We start from the raw sequence: 23055 nt of genomic DNA, 5'->3' as shown, positions 1-23055 counted from the left end.
CTAACAGTCATTCATGCGAACGATTCGCATTATCATATATTTGGGGGCACTATATGCTTGCGATTACTTCCAGCGCCGCTCGGGCGCGCGGCGCCATCTCGACACTGGCCTTGATGGGGGCGATGGTGTCGTCACCGGCCTTTGGCGCGGAGCGCGCGGATGATGAAGCTGCGGCGGCCGGTTCGGCACGCGACGATATCGTGGTAACGGCCACGAACCCGGAATATCGCACCCCCGACACCACCGCGCTCAAGATCGACGCGCCGCTGCGCGACATCCCCCAGACGATCGACGTCATCCCAAGTCAGGTGATGCGCGACCAGCGCGCCTTGTCGCTGCAGGACGCGGTCAAGAACGTGGCCGGCATCGGCATGGCGACCGGAGACGGCCAGCGGGACCAATTCGTGATCCGCGGCAATATCGCCTATGGCGATCTCTTCATCGACGGCGTGCGCGATGATGCCCTCTATTTCCGAGACCTGTCGAACATAGAGCGGATCGAAATCCTGAAAGGCCCGGCATCCGTCCTCTACGGACGTGGTTCCTCCGGCGGTCTCATCAACCGCGTTTCCAGGAAACCGGGCACGGAAGGTGGTGAGATCGTTCTGAGCTATGGAAGCTGGGACGACAAGCGCGGCGAGATCGACCTTGGCCATGTCTTTACCGGCAATGACTTAGCAGTGCGACTGACCGGTGCGATCGAACGGTCCGACAGCTATCGTGATCAGGGGTTCCTGAAGCGCGAAGCCATCTCGCCGTCCATATTGTTCGCGCCGAGCGACCGCACGCGGATCCTCCTCCAGGCTGATTATCTGCGCGACCGCCGTCTGACCGATAACGGGATTCCGGCCTTTCAGGGGCGCCCGGTCGATGTGCCGGCATCGACCTATTATGGTGCCGCCAACGGCAGGGACGTGGACTTCAGCCAGTCGGAAGTGTGGTCCACGACGGCGACCCTGGACCATGAGTTCAGCGATCGGCTCAAGCTGCACAACGCCTTCCGCTATTATGACTATACGCTCGATCGGCAGAACACGATCCCGAACACCGTCAACGAAGCTGCCCGGACGGTGACTCTCAATCGCCAGAGCACCGATCGCGCCGAGCATGGCTGGTCCAACCAGTTCGAACTGTCCGGCACATTCTCCACCGGAGCGCTGGAGCACAGGCTGCTGATGGGTTTCGAGGCAGGCCGGCAGTCGAAATATGAGCTGCGGATCGACCGCGCCAATATCGCCACGGTCGATCTGTTCGACCCGGTGCTTCCGGTTCTGCCATTGGAAGTCGCCGGCAATCCGGGCACACACCGGACGGGCGTCTACAAGACCCTTGGCTTCTATGCCCAGGACATGATCTCTCTGGGTGAGCATTGGAAGGCGCTGGCTGGCCTGCGTTATGACCGCTTCCGGCAGGAGGTCCACCAGCGGATAGCCGGACAGCCCGATCTCGGGCGAACCGATACGTTCTGGAGTCCCCGCATCGGCCTGGTCTGGCAGCCCACCCCGGCCCAGTCCTACTACGTCTCCTGGAACAAGTCCTACCAGCCTTCTGGCGAGACATTCGCGCTCTCGACGAGCAGCGCGGACATCGCGCCGGAAAAGACGATCAACCGCGAAATCGGGGCCAAGTTCGAATTCTTCGACGGCAAGCTGTCAGCGACGATTTCGGCCTTCAACCTCAAGCGGTCAGACATCAAGGCGACCGATCCTGTCCTGCTCAAGGTCGTACCCGTGGGCGTGCAGCAAACGCGGGGAATCGAACTCTCGGCGCAGCTGGAATTGTCCGAAGGGTGGCAGGCCATCGCAAGCTATGCCTATCTCGATGCGCGCATCACCAAGTCACCGGCGCTGGATGGCGGCGTGCCTATCCAGGGCAACCGGCCGACGCTGACGCCCGTAAACAGTGCGAGCCTTTGGCTGATGCGCAGCTTCGGGGATCGCTTCGGCCTTGGCGGCGGCCTCAATTATGTGGGCGACCGCCAGGCGAACCTCGCGAACAGCGTGGTCCTGCCGGAATATGTCACCGCCGATGCGATGGCATGGGCGCGCCTGGGCAAGCTCAAAGCACAGCTCAACATCCGCAACATCTTCGACCGCGATTATATCGTGTCGGGCCACGGCACGGTTGGAAACCTCAACATGCCGGGCGCGCCGCGCTCGGCGATGCTCACGCTGCGATACGCGATCGACTAGCCCGCCGTCCGGCCACGCCCTCAGGAGAAAAGCCATGAACATCGCCACCGCTGTCAAACCCGCGCCATCGGTTCGGGATCACGGCCGCTATATCCTGAGGCGCGTGGCCGATTGCTTCGTGCGCGAAAATTACCGGGAGATCGCGCTCGGCAAGATCGTTGCTGCCAAGAACGCGCCCTTTGACAGGCTGATCGCGCAGACCGAGCATTACCTCGCCCATGAGGTTCCCGATGGCGGCACGCTCTTCCTGCCCGTCGAGCCCGACGGGTTCATGCAGGCATGGCGCGTCGGCGCCCCGCCTTTCGTTCATGTCGCCCGCCAGGGCGCGCGTCTTATCGACAGCATTACCGAGTTTCTCGAAATCATGAAGGCGGGGCTGGAGTGGGAGGACAGCGCGAACATCTCCGCCTTCCTCACAGAATGCCAGGCCGCGATCGAGCAGGGCGCGATCTGCGACGCGGTGCGGCATAGAGTCTCGCCTGCCGCGCAACGCTTGGCGAGCCATCCCGAATGGCATAGGGCTATGCTGGCCAACGACCGGCTCGCGTCCTTCCTCGATCATCCTTTCTATCCCACGGCGCGGGCGAAGCACGGCTTTGCCGCCAATGACCTCATCGCCTACGGCCCGGAATATCAGCAGGCATTTCGCCTTGCCTGGCTCGCTCTTCCCAAGGACGGCTTGTCGGTACAGGGCGAGCTTCCCAAGCAATGGCCGTCCTTCGCTGATGTGGGGCTCGACCCAGCGCACGAACAAACACACGCGCTCATGCCCGTTCATCCGTTCATGCGTGGCGAGAGAATGGATCGGATCCTGGCCGGGGCGGGACTGAGTGATTGCGCGTATATGGCGCCCAAGGACTATCTTGAGGTCGTGCCTACGCTCTCGGTGCGGGCTTTGGCCATCGTCGAGGAACCCGGCCTTCATATCAAGCTCCCGCTCGCTATCAGCACGCTCGGCCGCCTCAATCTGCGCGCGATCAAGTCCGGCACGATCAATGACGGCCATGTCGTCCATTCCCTGCTGGAGGCGATACGCGCCAAGGACGCAATGCTTCAGACGAAGCTGCTCCTGACAGACGAAAGCGGCGGAGCCCATCATGGCGGGGAGCGGTTCCTCGCCTATATCATCCGCCGCTATCCTGAAGGGCTTGATGCCTGCGAGCCGGTGCCGGTCGCAGCGCTGATGGCGCCGATGCCCGATGGTCGTCCCTATGCGCTGCATCTCACCGATCGCTATTATGAGGGGGACGTCGAGCGGTTCCTGGGCGAGTTTTGCGATCTCCTCCTGGGCGTCCATCTTCGCTTGGCGGCGCGCTATGGCATTGAACTGGAGGCCAATCAGCAGAACTCCGTCCTGCTCGTCGATCCGCGCGGCGCGGGCCTGCGCCTGCTGCTGAAGGACAATGATTCGCCGCGGATCGACGCGTCAGCCCTGCTTGCGGCTTTTCCCGGAGCGGATGCCTGGACCGGCAGGATGCAGGACGCGCGCATAACCCAGACAGATGCGGCCGCCGCCGCGCAGATGCTGATCACTATCACGATCCAGCTCAACCTGGGCGCGGTGATCGAGGGACTGGGCCGGCATCTGGGCCGGCCTGGCGCGTACAGAAGACTGCTGCGTACCGTTATCGAGCGGCAACTCGACTTGCTGGAGCGCGAGGGCATTGCTGCCGGGCCGCTTCGTTCTGCATTGCTGGAAGCGAGCCAGTTCCCGATCAAATATCTTTTGCGCGCTGCAACGCTGGAGTCGCGCAAGGGAACCGGCGCAGCCGACGTCAACAAGGCCTATGGGCATAGCGCGCCCAATTTTCTCCTTTCGGAGAGCGGAAAATGAGCCCAGGCCGCATCAAGGCCACCGTTCTCGCCTGTCATTTCGCGGGGGCGTTCGGCCCGATGGGCTTGCCGCCCTTTCTGGGTCTCATCCTGGCCGGAATCGCACCCGGCGCAAGTGAGCGCCTCATTGGCTGGCTCTACATCGTCCCAACTGCATGCCTTGCCATCTCCGCGCCTCTATGGGGCCGCCTGGCCGACCGGTGGGGCCGAAAGCCGCTACTCCTGCGCGCGCAGATCGGCTTGGCCATCAGTTTTGTCGTTGCCGGTCTCGCCGGATCGCTGCCGCTGTTCGTCATCGCACTTTGCCTCCAGGGTCTCCTTGGCGGCACGTTCTCGGCCAGCAACGCCTATCTTTCGGAAGCCCTGCCGCGCGAGCAACTGTCGCAGGCGCTGAACCTTACCCAGGCCAGCGCGCGTCTCGCGCTCATCCTGGCTCCCGCGGCAGTGGGTTTCCTGATCGACCGGCATATCGCTCCGCAGAATGTCTATCTCATCGTGGCGTTGCTGCCGCTGATCGCCGTCCTTATGCTGTTGCCTCTTCCCGCAAGGGGCGATGCCGGAACCCCTGCGATCGCAGACAACGGGGCGCGGGAGATGCCTCGCCGACAACTGCTGTCGCGCGGTGCGATCATGGCCGGGCAGACCGGCTTCACGCTCGCCATGGTCTCCACCTTTCCGTTCCTCGTGCCCTACAGCACGAAGACATTCGGCGTCGGCGCGGGCACGGCTGGATGGCTCTTCGGCCTGCCCCACATCGTCTACCTCTTCGCCTGCCTTCCGCTTGGACGACATTTGCGCGACCGCGATCCCGCTCCCTGGTTCGCCGCCGGATGCCTGATCGTGGGCGGCATGCTCGCGGTGCAGGCGTTCACCTCCTCGCTGCCGGTCTTTGCGATAGCTCGGCTCCTGCTCGGGGTGGGCATGACGCTCGGCTATGTCGGCCTCAATGCGCTGATAGCCCACACGATCGAGGACGCGAGCGCCGGCCGGACATTCGGCTGGTTCGATAGCGGCGCCAAGCTTGCAACGATAGTCGCCAGCGTGAGCGGAGGCATGATCGCGGCCACAGCCGGGGTAGGCCCGCTGTTCTTCGCCGCAGCGCTATGCGGGGTGCTGACCGCTGCCATGGTCATGCTGCTGCGCGGCACGGAGGCGTTCACCCGCTCCGCCGCTCTCAAATGAAGGCCGTCTCCATCCGAAAGACGCGCCGCACCTGACAAGGAGACAATCATGCTGATGTCCGAACCCCTCACGCCCGCTCGCGGTCACCAGGGTGACAGCCGACGCCCGATCAAGCTCAATCTCTATCGCGACTATGAGGTCGAGGCGGTGGCGCAAGCCATGGCTGGCAGTCCTGTCCTCCAAATGGGCATTCGGCTCGATTGCCTCATGGTCTCCGATTCCTATCTGATGACGCATCTCGGGCGTGACAGCACCCGGCTGGCGAGGGGCGAACAGGCGCTGTTCCTCGAAGTCATGGCGGGCCTGGTCAGGGAAGTCTCCCACCGGGCAAGGCAACTCTTTCCCTCTGAAGCTCCCTACATCGTTGGCGATATGCCGGATGGGTCGGTCACGAATGGCGATATCGCCCTGCGCAGCGCCGACAGGATGCGAAGGGCGGGTGCCGATGTCGTTAAGCTGGAGGTTCATTCGGAGGCCGTCCTTGCTGTCATCGAGCGGCTGGCCCGGGAAGGTTTCCGGGTCATGGCCCATCTGGGTTATACGCCGCAGGGCGGCGGTGGTGGTCGGGTCGGTGGATCACTCGATGGCGCGCGCGCGCTCTTCGCTTCGGCGCGGCAGGTCCGAGACGCGGGCGCTGAAAGCCTGGTGCTGGAGAAGCTGGACGAATTCGTGCACCGCGCCCTCGTCGATCGGCCGGAAGCCTTGCCGAGCTATGCGATCTTTAGCGGGAAGTCGGAAACCGGGGGGCAGTCACTCAATATCTGGGACTCTGTTTTTAAGCCCGGCTTTCGCGCGCGCTATTTCCCCCCTACGGCGCAGGAAACCGTCGATGCGTTTCCCATGGCCTATTCGGTCGAGGCAATTGCAGCGCATATCGGGACATTGCTCGGCCTGACGGCTGCAGGCGAATTCCCGCTATCCCCGCCTACCTTGCTCTCCATCGAGGACGTGGTCGCGCTCGCTTCTTGTGATCCTTGGGCGGCATGAACGAAACCAACTGGTCGCGGCGACTGATCGCGAGTGCGATGATCATTTGACCTATCAGCAGTTTCACCGGAGTCACGCTACCCGGCCAAGCCAGCATCGATGAAGCAGGGCATTAGGATGAAGACCCGTTGATGCCGACTCGTGCCTTTCTGGTGCAACCGGGAACAGCGGTAGGTGGTCCCTCTTGATTTTCGCCCTGCGCTCGGGCGTTCGCAGCGAGCGGGCTATCCCCTTTCAGTCGCTAACGCGTCTATCCGGGCAGCGGACGACAGCTGTCTTCCAAGACGGAGGTTCCAAAGTCGTCAGCTGACAGATGGCCGTCACGCATGGCTGCCGCGACGAGCTGCGCCCTGCGCTTTACGCCATAGCGGAGCCGCGCCGCTTCAATATATTCCCGGATGGTTTGGGGGCTGAGGCCGAGCTCGCAAGCAATAGCCCGGTCGGTCATTCCCCGTGCCAGCAGCCGGATACAGTCGAGCTGCCGCGGACTAAGCGTCACGACCTCGGCCTGGGACGGTTCGCTCCTTGCCAGCCGGTGAGCCTGAGCAAAGACGATGCCGCCCATCAGCCTGGCGGCCAATATGGCAAAGGGCTTGGGGACGGTACAATCGCGCATGGCCAGGGAGAACATCGCGCTCGGCAGGCCGGGCACGCGGAAGGGCAGGGTGATGCCCTTGGCGAGCCCATGTCCGGATGCGAGCGACAAGGTTTCGCGCTGGTGATCGGAAAGAGCCATGAACTGACCGATCGCCGTCCAATTGATACCATCGACGGATCGTGCGGCTGCCGCGTGAGCTGGATCGTCGAGATGCCGCTTCTCCTGGAAAATCCTGCTTATCCATCTCTCAGGGTAGGTCGTGAGGAAGATCGGGGCGTGGCCGGCCATGGCAGGCTGCGGCCGGAAAAGGGTGAAGCAGCTAAAGCCGAGCGAGCGCGCCAACGGCTCGGTGAGCGCTCCTAGCCGTTCGAGGGAAGAAGCGTTCAGCGCTTTTCGTTCAAACTCGACCAATGTCTCGAACATGAGCCTCTCCGGCAGGATCTACGTTGCAGCAGCGGCTTTGTCGCCTCGACAGCCAGTAGTAACCGCGAACGCCAAAGGAGTAACCCCCACAGATGTGGGGATTTAATCATCATCCCACATCGTCTATCTGATTCGATGTGGAGAGATCATTGCAGAATGCTCATCTGCCGATCGTCCTCAAGGCATCATAGAAAGACTTTAATCCATTGGATTCTGCGCACGCAAGTGCCGCAGCTGCATCTCCTATGATGTCGATGACCGACAAGTTTCTCCACTTCACTTCATCAAGAGGAGACGCATATGAGTGACATCGCGAATATCATCGACGAGACGCTTCCCGATGAGACCGGCAGGCGCATGGGTGAACTTCTCTTGGCGATCGGCGAATCCAGCTATGACAAGCTGACCAATGCTCTTGTGGAAAAATTCGGCCTGGACTTGGATGAAGTGGATCATCATCCCCTCAACATCAAGGCGATCATCAAGGGCAGGAAGATAACGTTTGCCAAGTCGGTCTCCTGGCCGTCGCGCACTTTCATGCTGCTGCATAGCCTTGGACATTATTATTTCATATGCGAGGCCAAGCGCAAGAATATCGAGCGATACGCCTATATATACGATCTCCGGGGCGTTCAGGCGGCGCTGCATTATTATGAGCATGAGGGCAGCGGCAACGGCCTTGATGCGCCACCCGAGATGACTGACGAGAAGCGGAAGGACCGGGTCTCTTTCGAAGTTGGCGCCAATAATTTCGCCGTCGAGATGCTGCGTTCGCTCGGCCTCTCCGCCTATGTCCCGATCATCCGGACCTATGAAGCGGGCGACATCCACTACATCGTTGATGTGTCGCGCTATGGCAAACAGGCGATCACCAGCAGCGACATAAACTATCTCCAGAAATATGTATTCGCCGGGCACAGCGTCGATCCGGCCGACGCCTATGACGATGGCGTCTTCGACGCATCACTGTTCGATGTCGATGCCATCGACTGGACATTTCTCGAAGACATCAAGCTCGAGATCCACTTCTTCTAATCCTTGCCTAATGGAGGTGTTTCCATGTTCCAGAGCCTCGCTGCTCCTGCCCTTGTGCGACCGACCGCGGAGGAGGCGGAAAACGCCGTCCGAACCTTGCTGCGATGGGCGGGTGACGATCCTGGCCGCGAAGGCCTTTCCGGTACGCCGGAACGGGTCGTCCGGTCCTACCGGGAATTTTTCGCAGGCTATGCCATGGAGCCGGTCGATGTGCTCAGCCGCACCTTCGAGGAAGTGGAAGGCTATGACGATGTCGTCGCGCTTCGTGACGTGCGCTTCGAAAGCCATTGCGAGCATCACATGGTGCCGATCATCGGGTCGGTCCACATCGCCTATCTCCCGGCCAAGCGGGTCGTCGGCATCTCCAAGCTCGCCCGCGTCGTGGAGGGCTATGCCAAGCGCTTCACCATCCAGGAGAAGATGACCGCGCAGATCGCCAATGCCATCGACCAGACATTGCGGCCCCGCGGCGTCGCCGTCATCGTCGAGGCAAGCCATCAATGCATGACCACCCGTGGCGTCCACAAGGCTGGCGTCGCGATGGTCACCAGCAGGATGACGGGCGTCTTCCGGGATGATTTCCGCGCGCGGATGGAATTGTTCGCTCTCCTCGGCTTGCCTGCCGTGCCCTGACTCGGGGCCATGTCTCTTTTGCATCTCAAGGAGTTGCTTCAGCCCAGATGTCGCGGATAGATGTCGCCTCGATGACCGGACATCGTCTTGCGGCGCTTTGGCTTTGCCTGTTCGTGATCGGATCAGCGGAGGTGGTCGCTGGTCCGATCATGCAGGTTATGGGCGATGCTTTTGGCGTTCCGGCCAGCGCAGTCGCCTATCTGCCCGCAGCCTATGGCTTCGCCTATGCTGTCATCGCATCGATCGCCGGCCCAATCTCCGACCGCTGGGGGCGCAAATGGCCCCTCATGACCAGCCTGTCGGCTTTTTCGCTATTGTGCGGCGTGCTGCCGAGTTCAGGCAGCCTCGCGACCGCCATCGCGTTGTCTGCAGCATTGGGCATGATGGCGGCGATCATCCAGCCGGTAAGCCTCTCGCTCGTCAGTGACGTCACGGCTCCCGCCGACATGGCCCGGCGCATCGGCCAGGTCTTCATAGGTCTAATGACGGCCTTCATCGTGACCCCGGCGGTGTCGGGTCTGGTCGCTGCGCGATTTGGCTGGCAGGCCAGCTACTATCTCCTGGCTTTAATCGCCGCCATTGCCGCCCTCCTCGTTGCACGGCTGTTTCCCGCCGATCGGGCGAGGTCGCGCGCGCATGTGCCGCTGCTCGCGATGCTTCGCGGAGCCCTTCGGCTCGACGAGATCAAGGTCCGGCTCGCCGCCAGCTATCTCTGGCTCGGATGGATGGCGGGGATCGGCGCGGTGGCGGCGGAAATCGCGCGGCGCAAGCTGGAAACTGGCCCTGCAGAAGCCGGGGCCGTTGCGGCCTTCTGGGGCGCGCTCATCATGGCGGGCAATCTGAGCGGGCATCGGATAGAGAAGCGTCTGGCGGGAGGAGCCTTGCCGATCATGGCCGGCATGGCGGCGATCGGCGTTCTCGCCCTCATGCTTCCTGTCACCTCCGCTATTGTCCTGGCGGGAGCCGGCGCAGCCTGGGCATTTGGCTATGGTTGCGCGGGACCGCTTCATCACGCCCGGCTCAGCAACCTTTCGGAGGAATATCGCGGGACCGTCAATTCCTATCACGCCAGCCTCCTCAACCTCGGGATTTTCTCCGTGTCGAGCCTTTACGCACTGACGCTTGGGGCGCTTTCCCTCAACATCTTCATCGCGGCCGTGGCCGCCATGGGTTCAGCCGGCGCCTTCCTCCTCATCATGGCCGCCCGGCCTCTTGGCCTCGGCAAGGCGCGGTCTGCGCAAAGCTGAACCTGTAGCGGCATGCTCTTGCAAGGCTTGCTCTCCAGCAACCGAGATGCTTGATTGACAAGGCGAATTTCCATGGGCGCCGCAGGTGACCCGCGCAGAACAGGTGCAGCTTACCGGAACCGGCGTCGGCGGTTCGTGCGGCGTCACCCAGGAGAAGGCCGCTGAGACGACGAGGGGGTGGGTCGGCGCGTTCGCCGGTGAATATCGACGATGCGAGCCCCGTGGGTCTTGCGGCGGCCGTGTCTGTCGCGGACTGCGTGCTGCGTTGCCTTGCCAGGGCTGCCTCGCGCGCGGAGCTCGCCAATGTCATGGAAGCGATCACCCGCGAGCTCGGTTTTCGTCACTATGCACTGGTCCATCATGATGATCTGCGCGGCGATCCTCCAGGACGGGTCAAACTCCTCAACTATCCCGCGGCCGCCATGGAACGGATCATCGGCCAGGGGCAGTGGCGGAGTGATCCGGTCATGCGCGGCTGCGTTTTCGCACGACGCGCATTTTGCTGGGATGAATTGCCCGGCATCATCATGATGGACCGGCGCGATCAGGAATGCTTCGCGGTGGGTCGGCGGCTTGGGCTGAAGCAGGGCATCACCATTCCCTATTTTGCCCTCGGCGAGCCGGTCGGCTCCTGTACCTTTGCGGGCGGTGGGTCACGCACATCGGTCCGCCGCTGCCTTGGCGTCGCCCAGATGGTCGGCGTCTTCGCCTTCCAGGCGGCCAAGCGAGTGAGCGGGTTGCCCGAACCGATCGCCGCGCCGCGTCCGCGCCTTCATCCCCGTCCAAGGGACTGCATCGCGCTTGCCGGGCGGGGCATGTCCAACAAGCAGATCGCCCGGGAGCTGAAGATCACGCCGCGCACGGTCGATGGTTATCTGACAGACGCTCGCCGCCTGTTCAACGTGCATGACCGGACGGAACTGGTCGTCAGCGCCATTCTCGCAGGAGAAGTCGGCCTTCATGAATTGAAGCCACGTCAACCCGAGTAATTACCCGGTCTGTTGGGACTCTCTTCCCCCTGCTTCCTTTGGATGCGTCAGTCACGATCCGGGGATGCCCTCATGCTCCATATAATCGACAATCATCTGGCAGCCGGTTGCCAGCCGCTCCTCAACTCCATGTTCGCCGACCGCAAGCGGCTCTTCATCGATCTCTTCGGCTGGGACGTGCCCGTGGTCGAGGGGCGATATGAACTGGACCAGTTCGACACCCAAGGCGCAGTCTACATCATCCTGACCGAGGACGGGGAGCATGCCGCGTCCCTCCGGCTATTGCCCACGAACCGCCCGCACATGATGGGAACGATTTTCCAGCATCTTTGCCCAGCCGGCGTTCCCGCCGGCGACGGGATCTGGGAGAGCACGCGCCTCTGCCTGCCGCAGCGCCATGGGGCCGAGCGGCGGCGGATCTTACGCAACCAGCTGATCTCCGCCATGGTGGACTTTGGCCTGGAGCGGGGGATCGAGCGCTATACCGGCGTCATCCCCGACGCATTCCGAAAGGAAGTTCTCTCCATGGGCTGGCGAGCAGAACCGCTGGGTCCTGCCGTGCCGATGCCAGGCGGGCCAGCCGGCGCCTTCATGGTCCACATTGATGAAGACACGCCGCTGCGCCTCGCATGGACCGGCACCTACGTTCCCCAAAAGCCAGAGGTGACGGCATGAGCGCGCTTGTCGATCACAAGGCTGCGACGCTCCGCCGCGATGGGTGGTGTGTCATTCGCCATGCGCTCGATGCCTCCGGGCTGAACGCTCTGCAGGCCGACCTCGAACCCGTCTTTGCCGCTACGCCGCTTTGCCAAGGCCCATTTTATGGCGAGCGGACCCGGCGCTTTGGCGGCCTGCTCGCGCGATCACCACTGGCCGAGCGCCTGGTCATGCATCCGCTGGTCCTCGATGTAGTGAGCAAGATGCTGCTCCCCTGGTGCGAGCGGTTCAACCTCAACCTCACCCAGGCGATCGAAATCCATCCCGGCGCCCTGCCGCAACTGCCGCACCGCGACCAGGACATGTGGCAGGGCCCCAAGGGCTCGGTCGAATATCTCGTCAACGTGATGTGGCCGTTGACACCTTTCAAACAGGAAAATGGCGGAACGCGCCTTTGGACCGGCAGCCATCTCCATCAGGACGCCGCCCTGCTGCCCGAAGAGGAGGCGGTCGTGCCATTCGTCGAACCCGGCGACGCGCTGCTGTTCCTGGGGTCAACGCTTCACGGCGGCGGCGGAAACGAGACCGCCGCGCCCCGGCGCGGCATCATCATGAGCTACTGCCTGGGTTGGCTCAAGCCCTTCGAGCTCCAATGGCTCGTCTATCCGCCCGGAATCGCGAAGCATTTCTCGCCCGAGCTCGCCGCTCTCGTGGGTTACGCGCAGCATCGCCCGAACCTCGGCAATGTCGAGGGACAGTGCCCCTCAATCCTTTTGCGGGGCGATATTCCCGATCATATCCCGGCCATCGACGCGCTGCGGCCTGACCAGGAGGGGGCGGTGGCCGTCTTCCTTCGCGGGCAAATGGGCGAGATGGGGTGACATGATCGCCGCATCGCCCATCGATCCCGATGCGCAGGATGCCGTAAGGCGGCTCGGTCGCTCGGCGCTGGCCTGGGAAGTGCTTCGCCGCGACCCGGCCTATCGCGCGGCTTACAGCGCCCTGTTGTTGAAGCGGGAAGGGCCGATGGCGGCCGCTCCGGCTTTCACTGCGCGTTGGGGGTTGCACTTTCCCTGAGGATCCGGCGTGCTCCTGCGCCCATGTCCTGCCGGTCTGGACGGCGGGCGTCGATCCGCGCGTCATTACGGTGGAGCTGCTGCCTGATTGCGACGGTTCAAGTCGGTGGCGGCTCGACCTTCGACGTCATGGTGTCCGTGTCATCAGCGGTATGGTGGGCCATCACATTCGCATAGACAAAGCCGGCCACGTCATCCGCCTGGACGTGGTTAGTGATATGCTCGCCGGCCGTTCCATGGCTCTGCGGGTGGTGCTGGATGTCGGGCCGAACCTGCCGTTGCAGACTGAAGCTGCCCATGCGCTGCACCGTCTCATGTCAGGGGCGCTGCGGCCGAATATCTTTCATGAGCGGCGGGCAGGCGCTTTGCTCGGGCTGTGGAGCGTTGACGCCCGCCGGGCTGGCGCGAGCTTGCGCGACATAGCTGATCTCCTCCTGGGTCCAGGGGATTGGCCGGGCGATGGTGAATACCGCAAGTCGCGGGCTCGGCGGCTATTGGCGGCGGGCGAGGCGATGATCAGGGGCGGGCCAAGCGCGATATTGAGGTGAGGGCCTATCTTATCGGGCGATTAGAATGCTCGGGTCCACATTTAGTGCGTCCGCCAGTTTTCCCAAGATCGTGACGCTGGCGGACACCCGCGCTCGTTCGATGGCCCCGACATAGCGAGCGCTGATCCCGGTAAGCCCGGCAACGTCCTCCTGCGTCAAGCCGCGCTCGTAGCGCAGCCGACGAAGATTGATCGCCAGGGCCTCCTTCAAATCCATCTGACAGCGATCAATCAGCAGGAACGAAGGTTCTAGGAACGATCGTTCCGATTCGTTATGATCGATCAGTCGATGAAGATGAAAATCCTAGGGCGAGCAGCATGATAGCGATGGTCGCAAGAACGGCCCCGGTCGGAAACAATGTCGTCGAATATGATCAGCAGCACCTGGCGCTCTATGCCGCCATCCTTGATGCTGATGCCGCGGGGCTGGACTGGAGGGACGCCGCTCCGCGCCTGATGGGCATCGACGTCATGGACGCTGGCGCGCGGGCATGTTGGGCATCGCATCTGGAGCGAGCGCGCTGGATCGTCGGCGATGGATTAGGAAATGCTATCCTGGCGTTCGGACAGCAAGAATAGCCAGCAGGATCGGCGCCTCGCGCTGAAGCGCGACCGCGCTCTACGTCTCCCTGCGCTCGCCGCCGAGCCCCTTCGGGTCTCAGCCTGACGGTGACGATCGCTGGCGTGTTTGCGGGCGCCGCGCTCCTGCGCGGCGGCGCTGTTTCTGCCTCTCCCGTATCGGCGGGTGCGGGCAGCGCTCCCGGCTAGGCCCGTCGCGCCCGGGGGCAACCCCGGCGCTGCGCTTGGGGTGCTCCACTCCCGTTCCGCCCTGAAGGTGCCCCCGGCCGCTGGAGCCGGGCCTCTTGGTCGCTCATGCCGCCCACCCCCGCCTTTGCGGGGAGGCCTTGTGTCTTTTTAGGGTGGCGCAGGAGACAGAGCATGCGTGAACCCCGGAGCCGTCGTGCACTTCGGAAGGGTGCTTGCGAAGATCGTAAGGAGGAAAGCCGGACGAGCCTCTACGACGAGGTGACAGCCCGGATCATCACCGAATTGGAGGCCGGGCGTTTGCCGTGGGTCCAGCCTTGGGGCGAGCATGGTGGAGCGGGTCCCGGCCTGCCGCGCAATGCGCTCACCGGCCGCAGCTATTCCGGCGTAAATGTGCTCCTTCTTTGGGGCGAGGTCATCGAACATGGCTGGCCTTCGCAATCGTGGCTCACCTTTCGGCAGGCGCTGGAGGCGGGCGGCAGTGTGAGAAAGGGCGAGCGCGGCGTGACCGTCGTTTATGCCGACCGCTTTACGCCGGAAGAGGAGAGGGAGAGGGCGTCTCGAGAGGGCGGCGATCCCAAGGCCGTACCGTTCCTCAAGCGTTTCACGGTCTTCAATGCCGCGCAGTGCGAGGGTTTGCGGTCAGGGCTTGCCGGTGATCCGGACCCCCTGCCCAAACGCGAGATCGTGCCCGTGGCCGAGGAGGTGATTTCCGCCTCAGGCGTCGAGTTTCGCGTCGGTGGCAGCGAGGCATTCTATGCGCCCGCGCAGGATTTCGTGGCTGTGCCGCCGCAGCCAGCCTTCTTCGATCAAGTCAACTATTACCGGACCTGCCTTCATGAACTGACCCATGCGACCGGCCACGACAAGCGGCTGGGCCGCAATCTCCTCAACGCTTTCGGCAGCAAGGACTATGCCCGCGAGGAACTGGTCGCCGAGATGGGATCGGCCTTCCTCTGCGCGGCGCTCGGCATAGCGCCTACGGTCCGCCATGCCGATTATATCGGCGCGTGGCTGGAGGTGCTGCGTGACGACAGCCACGCGATCTTTCGCGCGGCCAGCGCGGCCAGCAAGGCGGCGGACTGGTTGCTCGCCCGTCACCGTGAGGCGCAGGTCGCGCGTGAAGAGGGGAGGGTGGCGGCATGAAGCTCCTCACTCCCGAACTGCGCTTTGCGCTCCGCGCCAACGACATCGCCCGCCGCGCTCATGAAGCAAAGGGTGAGGGCTTCGACCCGCCGCCCGTCATCAAGCTCTTCAATCCGCTTGGAGCCGCGACATGGCTCGCGACCGAACTGGCGGAGGATGGCGATGCTCTGTTCGGGCTGGCCGATCTTGGCTTCGGCTGTCCCGAACTCGGCTATTTCAGCCTGGCCGAAATCGCCGCTGTCCGGCTTCCCTACGGCCTCTCCATCGAGCGCGATCTGGGCTTCGAGAGCAATTTGCCGCTCTCCCTCTGGGCGGAACAGGCCCGCCGCGCTGGTTCCATCCTCTGGGCCGAAACCCTGATCCGCCGCGCCGCCCGGCCGGGCGCGCTCCCTAATTCTCCCTTGCCCGATCCGGACAAGGGATGACGTGAAGGCGGCACGTCACGCCGCCACCCCAGTGAAAACCGGCCCCCCGACGCCGCGAAGTGTGAGGGGCCGGCACTCCAAAGGAGCAACGCCATGACACTCGTTTTTATCGATCAAGACAAGCTCTGTGTGAGCAAGATGAACATGCGCTTTGGACGGAAGGCTCCCGATGTTAGCGACATCCTGCCGACCGTACGCAAGCGCGGGGTCATCCAGACGCTCCTCGTCCGGCCCAATGGCGCCGAGGGCCATTTCGAGATTGTAGCGGGCGCGCGGCGCTTTCATGCCGCCCGCATCGTGGCGGAGGAAACGGGCGAGGCGGAGCCGTTGCCCTGCCGCATCCTCTCTGAAACCGACGATGCTGCCGCGATCGAGGCGTCCATGATCGAAAATCTTGCCCGGCTTGACGCGGACGAGGTGACGCAATGGGAAACCTTCACCCGGCTGGTGAAGGAGGGGCGCGAACTGGATGACATCGCCGCGACCTTCGGCCTGCCAGACCTCACCATCCGCCGCGTCCTCGCGCTCGGCAATCTCCTGCCCCGCATTCGCGGGCTCTACCGCGCCGAGCAGATCGACCGCACGACCGTCCGCCACCTGACCCTTGCGAGCAAAAGCCAGCAAAAGGCGTGGCTCGCGCTTCATGATGATCCTGACAGCTATGTTCCCACAGGGCACCAGTTGAAGGCGTGGCTGTTTGGCGGCCAGTCCATTCCGGCGCGCTTCGCGCTGTTCAGTCTCGACGATTACAAGGGTGCGACCGTTGCCGACCTGTTCGGCGACGACCGCTATTTCGCCGATGCAGACGTTTTTTGGGCCGCGCAGAATGAAGCTATCGAAACCCGCCGTGCCTGCTATCTGGAGCAGGGCTGGAGCGATGTCATCGTCGTTCCTCCATCAGAGCACTTTCAAAGTTGGGAATATGAGAAGGCGGCCAAGAGGAAGGGTGGTCGCGTTTATGCCGATATCCGCGCGAGCGGCGAGGTCGTTTTCCACGAAGGATATGTAACGCGAAAGGAAGCCCGCAAGGCCGAGCGCGGCGAGGTGGCGGACACAGCCAAGCCGCAGCGTCCTGAGCTTACCTCGACCTTGCAGACCTATGTCGATCTGCACCGCCACGCCGCCGTCCGCGCCGCCATGCTGGGTCATCCCGGCATCGCGTTCCGGCTCATGGCGGCCCATGCCATCACCGGATCGCCGCTCTGGACCGTGCGGCCGGAGCCACAGACGGCCCGCAATGATGGTGTGCGCGAAAGCGTTGAGACATCGCACGGCGAGACGGTCTTTGACGAACGTCGCCGCGCCGTTCTCGCCCTGCTGGACTTCTCTTCCGAGGAGCCCACGGTCACCGGCGGCAATGGCGATGAACATGGTCTTGTGGCCCTGTTTTTCCGCCTGCTGGAGCTTCCCGATCCGGCGATCATGGAGGTGGTCGCGGTCGTCATGGGCGAAACGCTTTCCGCTGGCAGCGCCGCCGTCGAGGCGGCGGGCACCGAGATCGGCATCGACATGGCCGACTGGTGGCAGGCCGATGAGGCTTTGTTCGGCCTGATCCGCGACCGCGAACTGCTAGGCCGGATGGTTGCGGAAGTGGCGGGCGAAACGGTCGCGACCGCCAACGCCGGAGAAAAGTCCCAGACGCTGAAGCGGATCATGTCCGATCATCTGAACGGCGCTGAGGGGCGGACGAAAGCAGAGCGCTGGGTCCCTCGCTGGATGCGGTTCCCGCCGAGCGCCTACACCCAGCGGGGCGGCGTCGGCACGGTCATGGCTCATGCCAGGATGGTTGCAACGCGCGCCCCCGCCACCGGACCAGAACCCGAAGAAGAGGTCGCGCCGCTTGCGCAGGCCGCGTGAACAGAGAGCGGGCGGGATTTATCCCGCCCGCGCTTGCGGCGAAAAAATCGGCCGCGCGCCTCCGCCGTCCCGGCGTCGGCGCGCGGTGTTTCCAAATGACAAGAGGAAGGCCGCCAGCGCACTATTCCAGGGCGCGGCGGGTTCGTCGATACCGGCCTCCTCGAAGCGGGAGCAGACAAACGGGCGCCAACGCCGAAGGTTTGCATGGCGTGCTCTGCCGGGACAAAAAGGCGTTGCCGGATTCGCGGACGCAGGCCGGATGACGCCGCCGATATCGTGCTGGAAGTTCCATCACATACGCCCCTCGGCGACGGGAGGAGCGACGGAGATGCCCAACCTCATGACGCTCTGCCAGAGCTGCCATGCTGGGCTCGATCCACATTTTGACCGCAGCTCGTTCGACTATGTGAACCCGTTCGACGCGGCGAAGCTGTTGCCGTGTTTCGAAGATGGCGTAGCCAACTACCGGCGCGTGACCGCATAGCAGACCGTGGCGCAGGGCATCCCCTGAAGGCCTGCGCAGCAGCGCCCGGCGGCCTCTCTTCATGGCAGGTCTGGCGCCTGCACGACTTGTCCGCGCAACGGCTTCGCCGACTTTCTTCCCCGCCCTGCGGGCTTCCTCGCGGACCAAGAAACCCGGCTCTGGCCGTCCTTCGCTGGCGCTGCGGCCTACGGTGCACGGCGTCGTACGCGCGCCTGATCGACTGCCATCGAGGCCGCACGGGGCGGCATTCGAGCAAGCACAAGGAGATTTTCCATGGCGCAGATCGGCAGCTTCACCCGCAACGAGGACGGCGTCTACACCGGCGAAATCCGCACCCTTACCCTTCGCGTCAAAGCCACGATCCGGCCCGTTGATCGCGAGCATGACAAGGCTCCAGACCACCGCGTCAGCGCTGGGGCCGTCGAGTTTGGCGCTGGCTGGACCAAGGCTGCGCGCGAGACTGGGGCGGAATATCTGAGCCTCAAGCTCGACGATCCATCCTTCCCCGCGCCCATCTATGCGACGCTCACCCAAGGGGACGACGGCGAGCACAAGCTTATCTGGTCCCGCTGATCCAGGCGCCCCGCGCCGATCGGCGCGGGGTTGCCGTCCAAGGGTGTCGAATTCAAGGCGATGGTTTTCGACACTGATGCTGCGGTGTCTTGGCCGCCATCCTCAGTGCAGCGATCGCGCTGTTGCGGTTCGCAGCCACAGGATACCGTTCCATGGAAACCGATGACGATATTGCCCGTGCCAATCGCGCCAAACGCGGCTCGCCTTTCCTCAATACCGATCAGGCAGCCGCTTACTTGAAGCTTTCGAGCCGGCTCCTCAAACGCCTGCGCCGCGACGGAAAAGGCCCGGTCTTCCGCCGCCACAGCCGCTTCGTCCAATATCATATCGACGACCTCGATACATGGTCCGCCGAGCATTCCGGCCGGGAGATCGGCGCGTGACGCGGGCACGCAAGGTGGGTGGGGATGCGCCACTCCTGGCCTGGGGTGATGAACTTCGCGCAAAGAAATTGCATCGCAAAAGGCGCGTTCGCCGCTTCGCACTTGGCGGCGCGGGTTCCGCGCTGCTTCTCGTTTCCGCCGCCTTTCCGCCTGCGCCGCGGCTTGTCTGGAACGCGAGCGCCAGCGCGCCCAGGGGCCTCTATATCGTCTCACCCGCAGCGCTGCCCGGCGTCGGCGACATGGTGATCGCGCGGGTGCCTTGGCGCTATCGCCAACTTGCCGCCGAGCGCCGCTATCTGCCCTTGAATGTGCCGCTGGTGAAGCGCGTTGCGGCCAGTGCTGGCGATGAGGTTTGCGCCTGGGGCATGGTAATCCTCGTCAACGGTCGCCGGATCGCCGATCGGCAACGCACCGACCTTCGGGGGCGATCCATGCCGCTCTGGGAGGGATGCATGCGTCTTCGAGGACGCCAGTTGTTCCTCCTCATGAACAATCGCCGCTCCTTCGACGGCCGCTATTTCGGATCGACCGAGGGTGAGGACGTCATGGGGAAGGCAGAGCTGCTGTGGCGGCGCTGAGGCTCGCCTGCGTCACGCTGATGCTCGCCATGGCCGTTCCATCGGCAGCACAGCCGACGGTCCGCTGGCGAAACCTAATCTATGAGGCATCGGACCGGTGCGGCGTGCCGGTCGCCTGGATCGAGCGCGTGATGCGCGCGGAAAGCAATGGCGACACGATGCTCGGCGGAGGGCCCATTCGCAGCCGTGCCGGTGCGATGGGGCTCATGCAATTGATGCCCGGCACGTGGGATGAGATGCGCCGAAGCCTCGGTCTGGGTAGTGATCCCGATGACCCCGCCGACAACATCATGGCAGGCAGCTGCTACCTCAGGCAGATGTATGATCGCTTCGGTTACCCCGGTCTGTTTGCAGCCTATAATGCCGGTCCGGCCCGCTATGCCGCGCATCTTGCAACCGGTCGGAAGCTGCCGGGCGAAACCATCGCCTATCTTGGCAAGGTGACGGGCTCGGCCTTGAGCGCGCCAGTTTCGCCATCAAACCCTGCGCGCGAGGGGCTGTTCGCGATCCAGCGCCAGGTCTCCGTGACCACGCGGGACGTGACCGCTGAGCCATTACAATCATCGCTCTTCGTGGTGCGCAATCATGTCCCCTGAGGCGCCGTTCCACATCACCGAAAGGGGGGAGGCTCGTCTCGATAGACCCAGCATGACGGGTGGCGGAGCGGCCATCAAGGCCCGCGGGTGCCCCCCAATTTGCTGCGCAAATCGGTTCCCCCCACGTCCGCTTCGCGGCGCCGCCCTGCGCGCAGCGGCCCTGACAGCCGCTCCGCCACCCATCTCCATGACGCCGTTCTCGATGGTGAGAACGCGAAGCGAATGGAGATCATCATGGACATGGTTCAGAGCATCGGAACGGCGTCGGATCACATCATGGCAGCACTGGTCGCCGGACTGGAAATCGAATTTGACCGCAGTGCCGGTAAGGCTTTGGCGGAGAGATTTCTTGAGGCAGAGGAGAGCGATTTCCTGTGGGACGCGAGGGCCGGGGAACGCTGGCTGGGTGCCTATGAAGGGTTTGGATCGGATGACGAAGAGCTCGACAGGATCGCGATCTGGGGCAGGCTCGATGGCTGCTGGTTCATGGCAATCATGCTGGTTGATGGCGAGGGGATGCCGCAGGGAACAATCGCGCATCGGGTCTGTGGTAGCCGAAAATCTGCGCAACATGCCATGGCCGAAGCGCGCTGAGGATGCCGCGATCGGCGGGGAGAGGCAGCGTCGGTCTGGCACTGCCCTTTCCCTTTTGCTGGGGCGAAGTGGTGAGGGAAAGGGGGAGAAGGGGAAACAAGATAAAGGCAGTGTCTCGCGACACTCCGTAAGTGATTGTCTGCACATCCTTTTTCCGCGAGACAGGCGAGCGTCGGCACGAGACATGTTGCTCAGGAATGGCGGAAATCCGCCATTGCCTGCCCGAAATCGCGAGATCGGAGGGCGTCCGGATGTCTGACGATGATCTCACGCCAAAGCTCGGTAATACGCGCGGCAATGATGGCAAGCGGACGCTCAAATATGGCGGGCGGATCCTGGCTGCGACACGGCTCGCCGGCAAGAAGACGGGCATAAAGTCGCGGCGCTTCGATGGCAGCCGCATCGGGCGCGGCGCGAGCATGGGGCGGCTCCTTTCCAGTCGCGACAGGCTAGGTGGCTATCGCGGTCGCCGCGCGATGGTGAAGGCAAGCTTGATACGGCTGCAGGGCAAGGCCGGCCAAGCCGCTCGCGCGCACATGCGCTACATTCAGCGCGACGGGGTCACGCGCGAGGGCCTGCCGGGCGAACTCTACGGCCCGGAAACCGACCGCGCCGACGGCGATGATTTCCTGAAGCGGACCGCCGGCGACCGACACCAGTTTCGCTTCATCGTGTCGGCCGAGGACGGTGCCGAATATCCGGACCTCAAGCCCTATGTCCGTCGCCTCATGACGCAGGTCGAGCAGGACCTCGGCACCAGGCTCGAGTGGGTCGCTGTCGACCACTTCAACACCGAACGCCCGCACACCCATATCGTGTTGCGCGGCGTGGATGACCGGGGCGACAATCTGATCATCGCGCGGGAGTATATTTCTCATGGCCTACGCGAGCGCGCGTGCGAGCTGGTCACGCTCGACCTTGGGCCGCGCACCGATCGGGAGATCGAGGACCGCCTCCGCCACGATGTGGATCAGGAACGGCTGACCGCGATCGACCGGCGTCTGCTCCGGCGGATGGACGCCGATCGCTCGGTGGCGGCGACCGACAACGACCCCCTCCAGCAATCGGTGGCGGCGGGGCGCCTGCGTAAGCTCAAGGCGATGGACCTCGCAGAGGACATGGGTGACGGGCACTATCGGCTCGCGGAAGGGCTGGAGGACACGCTCCGCCGCATGGGTGAGCGTGGCGACATCATCCGACTCATGCAACGCGAACTGACCGCGCGTCGGCTCGACCGCGCTGGGGTCGAGCAGGTGGTCGCCACCGATCTGCGCGAGCCGATCGTCGGGCGGTTGATCAGCCGGGGCTTTTCCGACGAGCATCGCGACCGCCATTACATGATGGTCGATGGCATCGATGGGCGGGTCCACTATATCGATATAGGACGCGCGGACGCGACCCCTTTGGTGCCTGAGGGCGCGACGGTGCGGATCGAGCCGACGAAGGCCGAGTCGAGGACCGCTGACCGAACTGTCGATGCGGTTGCTCGCGCCAATGGCGGACGCTATTCGGTCGATTTGCATCTGCGGCATGATCCCCATGCCAGCGAAGCTTTCGCCACAAGCCATGTCCGGCGCTTGGAGGCAATGCGCCGCACGGGTGCCGGACCGGAGCGTCAGCAGGATGGAAGCTGGACCATCCCAAGCGATCATTTGGCGCGGGCGGAAGGCTTCGCGCAACGACAACAACGCGACCGCCCTGTGGCGCTCGCGATCCTGTCTCCGCAGCCAGTCGGCGATCTGGTGGGAGTCGAAGCGGCTACTTGGCTCGATCGGGAGCTGGCATCTGGCGCATCCGTTGCGGTGCGCAACGCCGGGTTCGGACGCGAGGTGCGGGACGCATTGGCAACCCGGCGGCAGTGGCTTGTCGAGCAGCAATTAGCCGATGGCGACGGGCACGCTTTCCGGTTGCGGAGAGGGGCTTTGGAAAGCCTTCGTTTGCGCGAGTTGGAGAGCGTCGGCGAGCGGCTTGGCCGGGAGCTGGGAAGGGCGTTCGAGCCGGCCAGGAATGGCGAGCGCGTCGAGGGCGTCATTGCGCGGCGCTTGGACCTGGAAAGCGGCGCTCATGCACTGGTCGAGCGCTCGCGCGATTTCACGCTCGTGCCTTGGCGCGATGTGTTCGACCGCAATATAGGCAAGGATGCGGTCGGGATATTGCGCGCGGACGGGACTGAGTGGCGGTTAGGGCGCGGGCGAAGTGGGCCGACAATCTCCTGACATCTGAGAAGGCGTGCTACGGCTTCCGACAAACCGCTC

At 63.7% G+C, this 23055-nt stretch carries 25 protein-coding genes; 23 read left to right on the top strand and 2 right to left on the bottom strand.

Annotated features, from left to right (window positions below; genetic code table 11):
• Window positions 1–53: 53 nt before the first annotated feature.
• From IZV00_RS08525 to IZV00_RS08510, 4 genes are read left to right on the top strand one after another with little or no spacing between them, the layout of a single operon-like run.
• On the top strand, window positions 54–2192 hold the full coding sequence (locus IZV00_RS08525; RefSeq protein ID WP_196224262.1) for a TonB-dependent receptor: 2139 nt from the start codon (window positions 54–56) through the stop codon (window positions 2190–2192).
• Window positions 2193–2226: 34 nt separating this feature from the next.
• The gene (locus IZV00_RS08520; protein WP_196224261.1) at window positions 2227–4026 is read left to right on the top strand and encodes an IucA/IucC family protein; all 1800 of its coding nucleotides are present in this window, start codon (window positions 2227–2229) and stop codon (window positions 4024–4026) included.
• A complete protein-coding gene (locus IZV00_RS08515; protein WP_196224260.1) occupies window positions 4023–5207 on the top strand; it encodes an MFS transporter in 1185 nt (394 codons plus the stop codon). The genes IZV00_RS08520 and IZV00_RS08515 overlap by 4 nt, the downstream gene beginning before the upstream one ends.
• Before the next feature lie 54 nt (window positions 5208–5261).
• Window positions 5262–6194 carry a 3-methyl-2-oxobutanoate hydroxymethyltransferase gene (locus IZV00_RS08510; RefSeq protein ID WP_196224259.1) on the top strand — a complete coding sequence of 311 codons (933 nt, stop codon included), beginning with the start codon at window positions 5262–5264 and terminating at the stop codon, window positions 6192–6194.
• 250 nt (window positions 6195–6444) lie between these two features.
• Here IZV00_RS08510 and IZV00_RS08505 read toward each other — a convergent pair whose 3' ends face one another.
• Complete coding sequence (locus IZV00_RS08505) at window positions 6445–7215, bottom strand: helix-turn-helix transcriptional regulator (RefSeq protein WP_196224258.1); 771 nt, start codon at window positions 7213–7215, stop codon at window positions 6445–6447.
• Window positions 7216–7515: 300 nt separating this feature from the next.
• Between IZV00_RS08505 and IZV00_RS08500 the strand changes: the two genes are divergently transcribed.
• The 8 genes from IZV00_RS08500 (at window position 7516) to IZV00_RS08465 (ending at window position 13400) form a co-directional block, all read left to right on the top strand.
• The gene (locus IZV00_RS08500; RefSeq protein WP_196224257.1) at window positions 7516–8250 is read left to right on the top strand and encodes a hypothetical protein; all 735 of its coding nucleotides are present in this window, start codon (window positions 7516–7518) and stop codon (window positions 8248–8250) included.
• A gap of 24 nt (window positions 8251–8274) precedes the next feature.
• Window positions 8275–8883 (top strand): GTP cyclohydrolase I FolE, encoded by a 609-nt coding sequence (gene folE, locus IZV00_RS08495; RefSeq protein ID WP_196224256.1) that lies wholly within the window; start codon window positions 8275–8277, stop codon window positions 8881–8883.
• A gap of 47 nt (window positions 8884–8930) precedes the next feature.
• The gene (locus tag IZV00_RS08490) at window positions 8931–10130 is read left to right on the top strand and encodes an MFS transporter (RefSeq protein ID WP_230463145.1); all 1200 of its coding nucleotides are present in this window, start codon (window positions 8931–8933) and stop codon (window positions 10128–10130) included.
• Between the two features lie 197 nt (window positions 10131–10327).
• Window positions 10328–11119 (top strand): LuxR family transcriptional regulator, encoded by a 792-nt coding sequence (locus IZV00_RS08485; RefSeq protein WP_230463144.1) that lies wholly within the window; start codon window positions 10328–10330, stop codon window positions 11117–11119.
• A gap of 72 nt (window positions 11120–11191) precedes the next feature.
• Window positions 11192–11794: an acyl-homoserine-lactone synthase gene (locus IZV00_RS08480; RefSeq protein ID WP_196224255.1), complete on the top strand. Its 603-nt coding sequence runs from the start codon at window positions 11192–11194 to the stop codon at window positions 11792–11794.
• Window positions 11791–12657, top strand: coding sequence for a phytanoyl-CoA dioxygenase family protein (locus tag IZV00_RS08475; RefSeq protein ID WP_196224254.1), 867 nt, complete (start codon window positions 11791–11793; stop codon window positions 12655–12657). Before IZV00_RS08480 ends, IZV00_RS08475 begins: the two co-directional genes overlap by 4 nt.
• A 1-nt stretch (window position 12658) precedes the next feature.
• On the top strand, window positions 12659–12853 hold the full coding sequence (locus IZV00_RS08470; RefSeq protein WP_196224253.1) for a transcriptional regulator domain-containing protein: 195 nt from the start codon (window positions 12659–12661) through the stop codon (window positions 12851–12853).
• 235 nt (window positions 12854–13088) lie between these two features.
• Complete coding sequence (locus IZV00_RS08465) at window positions 13089–13400, top strand: DNA -binding domain-containing protein (protein ID WP_196224252.1); 312 nt, start codon at window positions 13089–13091, stop codon at window positions 13398–13400.
• A 9-nt stretch (window positions 13401–13409) separates the two neighbouring features.
• Here the strand turns inward: IZV00_RS08465 and IZV00_RS08460 are convergent, their stop codons facing one another.
• Window positions 13410–13616, bottom strand: coding sequence for a helix-turn-helix domain-containing protein (locus tag IZV00_RS08460; protein ID WP_196224251.1), 207 nt, complete (start codon window positions 13614–13616; stop codon window positions 13410–13412).
• A 101-nt stretch (window positions 13617–13717) separates the two neighbouring features.
• Here IZV00_RS08460 and IZV00_RS08455 point away from each other — a divergent pair, with 101 nt between their 5' ends.
• The 11 genes from IZV00_RS08455 (at window position 13718) to rlxS (ending at window position 23016) form a co-directional block, all read left to right on the top strand.
• Window positions 13718–13978, top strand: coding sequence for a hypothetical protein (locus IZV00_RS08455; RefSeq protein ID WP_196224250.1), 261 nt, complete (start codon window positions 13718–13720; stop codon window positions 13976–13978).
• 360 nt (window positions 13979–14338) lie between these two features.
• Entirely contained in the window at window positions 14339–15310 is a 972-nt protein-coding gene (locus IZV00_RS08450; protein WP_196224249.1) for an ArdC family protein, read from the top strand.
• Window positions 15307–15735: a DUF2958 domain-containing protein gene (locus tag IZV00_RS08445; RefSeq protein ID WP_196224248.1), complete on the top strand. Its 429-nt coding sequence runs from the start codon at window positions 15307–15309 to the stop codon at window positions 15733–15735. The genes IZV00_RS08450 and IZV00_RS08445 overlap by 4 nt, the downstream gene beginning before the upstream one ends.
• A gap of 93 nt (window positions 15736–15828) precedes the next feature.
• A complete protein-coding gene (locus IZV00_RS08440) occupies window positions 15829–17592 on the top strand; it encodes a ParB/RepB/Spo0J family partition protein (protein WP_196224247.1) in 1764 nt (587 codons plus the stop codon).
• Entirely contained in the window at window positions 17510–18076 is a 567-nt protein-coding gene (locus tag IZV00_RS21415; protein ID WP_329604453.1) for an HNH endonuclease signature motif containing protein, read from the top strand. Before IZV00_RS08440 ends, IZV00_RS21415 begins: the two co-directional genes overlap by 83 nt.
• Window positions 18077–18349: 273 nt before the next feature.
• On the top strand, window positions 18350–18649 hold the full coding sequence (locus IZV00_RS08430; protein ID WP_062118080.1) for a DUF736 domain-containing protein: 300 nt from the start codon (window positions 18350–18352) through the stop codon (window positions 18647–18649).
• A 152-nt stretch (window positions 18650–18801) separates the two neighbouring features.
• Window positions 18802–19032: a helix-turn-helix domain-containing protein gene (locus IZV00_RS08425; protein WP_062118077.1), complete on the top strand. Its 231-nt coding sequence runs from the start codon at window positions 18802–18804 to the stop codon at window positions 19030–19032.
• Window positions 19029–19610: a S26 family signal peptidase gene (locus IZV00_RS08420; protein WP_230463142.1), complete on the top strand. Its 582-nt coding sequence runs from the start codon at window positions 19029–19031 to the stop codon at window positions 19608–19610. Before IZV00_RS08425 ends, IZV00_RS08420 begins: the two co-directional genes overlap by 4 nt.
• The gene (locus tag IZV00_RS08415; protein ID WP_443020038.1) at window positions 19598–20206 is read left to right on the top strand and encodes a lytic transglycosylase domain-containing protein; all 609 of its coding nucleotides are present in this window, start codon (window positions 19598–19600) and stop codon (window positions 20204–20206) included. The genes IZV00_RS08420 and IZV00_RS08415 overlap by 13 nt, the downstream gene beginning before the upstream one ends.
• 234 nt (window positions 20207–20440) lie before the next feature.
• Window positions 20441–20800, top strand: coding sequence for a hypothetical protein (locus tag IZV00_RS08410; protein ID WP_230463141.1), 360 nt, complete (start codon window positions 20441–20443; stop codon window positions 20798–20800).
• A gap of 251 nt (window positions 20801–21051) precedes the next feature.
• Window positions 21052–23016 (top strand): relaxase/mobilization nuclease RlxS, encoded by a 1965-nt coding sequence (gene rlxS, locus IZV00_RS08405; protein WP_230463140.1) that lies wholly within the window; start codon window positions 21052–21054, stop codon window positions 23014–23016.
• The last annotated feature ends 39 nt before the right edge of the window (window positions 23017–23055 follow it).

The sequence above is a fragment of the Sphingobium sp. Cam5-1 genome (assembly GCF_015693305.1).
Lineage (GTDB): Bacteria > Pseudomonadota > Alphaproteobacteria > Sphingomonadales > Sphingomonadaceae > Sphingobium.
Note: the sequence above shows the minus strand (reverse complement) of the source record. Positions and strands in the feature narration are given on the sequence as shown.